We start from the raw sequence: 3,269 nt of genomic DNA on the forward strand, positions 1-3,269 counted from the left end.
GCCGCGGCCGGTGGTGGTCGGATGCCAGCGAGGCGTCGATCTCGACCAGCTTGCGCACCCCGACCTCGGCCCCGTACAGCCGCGCCAGCACCTTGCCGGCCTTGTCCTTCAGCCCGCGCGCCACCAGGTAGCGCGGGCTCTCCGGGATGAAGAACAGCGCCACCAGGAACAGGAACGCCGGCACCAGCTCGGCCCAGAACATCCAGCGCCAGGCCTCGTACTCCCACCACAGCACCTCGGTCGAGGCGCCGGCGTGCCGCGCCAGCCACCAGTTGCTCAGGAACGAGAAGAACAGGCCGGAGATGATCGCGATCTGCTGCAGCGTCGCCAGCCGGCCGCGGTAGCGCGCCGGCGCCACCTCGGCGATGTACGCCGGCGACAGCACGCTGGCCGCGCCCACGGCGAAGCCGCCGATCACCCGGTACACCACGAACTCGGCCGAGGAGGTGGCGATGCCCGAGCCCCAGGCCGATACGATGAAGAACACCGCCGCCCACAGCTGCATCGTGCGCCGGCCGTAGCGGTCGGCCAGGGTGCCGGCGAACCAGGCGCCGACCGCGCAGCCCAGCAGCATCGAGGCCACGTTGAAGCCGGTCACCGCCGCGTCGGACTTGAACGCCGCCACCAGGCCGTCGACCGTGCCGTTGATCACGCCGCTGTCGTAGCCGAACAGGAAGCCACCAATGGTGGCCACCAGGCTGATCAGGATGATGAAGAAGGTGTTCTCGTTGCCGGCTTCGGCTTGCGCCGCGCCAGGTGCCGTGTTGCCAATGCCCGCCATCCGCGGTCCCTCCAGTAAGTGCTGGGTGCCGGGCAAAGCCCGGCGTGTGGTTTGTCGCGAGGTTCAGCCCAGGCGCACCAGCCGTGCGCCCCTGGGCCCCACCTCCACCGCCTCGCCCGGCTGCAACTCCAGCTCCAGCGGCTGCTCCCGGTATTCGAGCCGGAAGCGGCCGCCACGATGGGCCTGGAGCCTGGCCTTGCGCAACCGGCCCGCGTCCCATTCCAGCGCGACCTCGGCCGCGCCGCGGACGCGCAGGCCGGACACTCTACCGCGTGGCCAGGCCCGTGGCAGCGCCGGCAGCAGGAAAACCGTCCCGCCCCAGCTCTGCAGCAGCATCTCGGTGATGCCGGCGGTGCCGCCGAAGTTGCCGTCGATCTGGAATGGCGGGTGCGCGTCGAACAGGTTGGGATAGGTGCGCGCGGGACTGAGTAGCATGCCCAGCACCTTGTAGGCGCGCTCGGCGTCGCGCAGCCGCGCCCACAGATTCAGGCGCCAGCCGATGCCCCAGCCGGTGGCCTCGTCGCCGCGCAGCTCCAGCGAGCGCCGCGCCGCGGCGGCCAGCGCCGGGGTATCGCGCACGTTGATCTGGCTGGAGGGATGCAGGGCGTAAAGGTGGGAGACGTGGCGGTGGTCCGGCTCCGGTGCCTCCATGTCCCAGTCCTGCTGCCACTCCTGCAGCTGCCCCGCCTTGCCGATGCGGTGCGGTGGCAGGCGTTCGCGCAGCGTCGCCAGGCGCGCGGAAAGGTCGGCGTCCACGCCCAGCAGGCCGGCGATGGCGATGCAGCGGTCGAACAGGTCGCGCAGGATCTGCGCGTCCATGGACGGGCCGGCGCACAGGCTGGCGCCATGCGGATGCGGATTCTCCGGCGAGATCGACGGCGCGGTGACCATGGCGCCGCTGGCCGGGTCCTCCACCAGGGTTGCGGCGAAGAACTCGGCCGCGCCGCGGAACAGCGGCCATACCTGCTCCAGGTAGCCGGGCTCGCGGCCATAGTCCCAGCGGTCCCAAAGGTGCTGCAGCAGCCAGGCGCCCCCCATCGGCCACAGGCCCCACTGCGCGCCGTCGATGGGTGCGGCCTGGCGCCACAGGTCGGTGTTGTGGTGCACCACCCAGCCCGGCGCGCCGTACATGCGCCGGGCCACGTCCGCGCCGGTCTGCGCCAGCTCGGCGACCATGCGCTCCAGCGGCTCCACGCACTCCGGCAGCGCATTGGCCTCCGCCGGCCAGTAGTTCATCTGGGTGTTGATGTTGATCGTGTACTTGCTCTCCCACGGCGGAGCGAGCAGGTCGTTCCAGATGCCCTGCAGGTTCGCCGGCTGCGTGCCCGGGCGCGAGCTGCAGATCAGCAGGTACCGCCCGAACTGGTGGTACAGCGCCACCAGCTCCGGATCCCTGCCCTCGGCGAAGCGGGCCACGCGCTCGTCGGTGGGCAGTGCCGCCAGCTCCCCTGCGCTGCGCCCCAGGTCGATGGCCACGCGCCGGAACAGGCGCTGGTGCCCGGCCTCGTGCGCGGCCAGCAATGCATCCCACGGCTTGCGCGCCGCCGCATCGAGCTGCGCGCGGGTGATCGCCTCCGGGTCGCCACCAATGTCGTCGTAGCGGCGGAAGCTGGTGGCGGCCGCCAGCAACAGCACCACCTCGTCGGCCCCGTCGACCTCGATGCGCTCGCCACGCCGGCGCAACCTGCCCCCGCTGGCCAGCACCTTCAGCCGCGCAGCAAAGCGCAGGCCGCCCTCGATGCCGAAGGCGTCGCCATTGCGCCCGCGCAGCAGCAGGCCGTCGCCGCCGTCATGCACCACTTCGGCCTCGGCGTGGTCGCTGTCCAGGCCGATGCGCACCCGAATCCGGCCCGGCTGGCAGGTGGCCAGGCGCACGGCCAGGCACTGGTCCGCCGCGGAAACGAAGGCCTGGCGGGTGTGCTGCAGCTTCCAGCCGGACCCGAAGCGGGTGGTGGCCAGGGCGCGGTCCAGGTCCAGCTCGCGCCGGTAGTCGTCCAGGTCGGAAATCCCGGGGAAATCCAGGCGCAGGTCGCCCAGCGGCTGGTACGGCATCTGCTTGCGCGGCCGGCCCATCATGGTCGCGTCGGCCAGGGCCTCGGCCTCGGCGTAGCGGCCGGCAAACAGCAGGCGCCGCACTTCCGGCAATGCCTGCAGCGCGCTCTCCGGCACCGGGTCATAGGGCTGGCCGGCGTAGAGCGTGTCCTCGTTGAGCTGCAGCCGCTCCGAGCGCCCCCCGCCCCACACCATTGCCCCGAGGCGGCCATTGCCCAGCGGCAGGGCCTCGACCCAGCGCGTGGCCGGCCGCGGGTACCACAGGCGCAGCGGACGCTCCGGCGCCGGCAAGCTGCCCGCATCCGCCGCCCCCGCGCCGCGCGATGCCGGGGCCGTGCCGCCGCCCGGCGCCGCCAGTGCCGCCGGCGCGGCACCGGCCGCCAGCGCGGCCGCGGTGGCCTTGATCAGTTCGCGGCGGGTCAGGCTCATCGGTTCG

2 protein-coding genes are annotated in these 3,269 nt (G+C 72.6%); both read right to left on the reverse strand.

The genetic code is table 11. The features are described from left to right. Window positions 1–781: MFS transporter (locus B351_RS0113330; RefSeq protein WP_019399534.1), on the reverse strand; the 781-nt coding region annotated here is incomplete at its 3' end. 63 nt (window positions 782–844) lie between these two features. Beyond that, the gene (locus tag B351_RS0113335; RefSeq protein ID WP_019399535.1) at window positions 845–3,262 is read right to left on the reverse strand and encodes a glycosyl hydrolase family 95 catalytic domain-containing protein; all 2,418 of its coding nucleotides are present in this window, start codon (window positions 3,260–3,262) and stop codon (window positions 845–847) included. Window positions 3,263–3,269: the final 7 nt, after the last annotated feature.

Source organism: Pseudoxanthomonas sp. GW2, from assembly GCF_000283075.1.
Lineage (GTDB): Bacteria > Pseudomonadota > Gammaproteobacteria > Xanthomonadales > Xanthomonadaceae > Pseudoxanthomonas.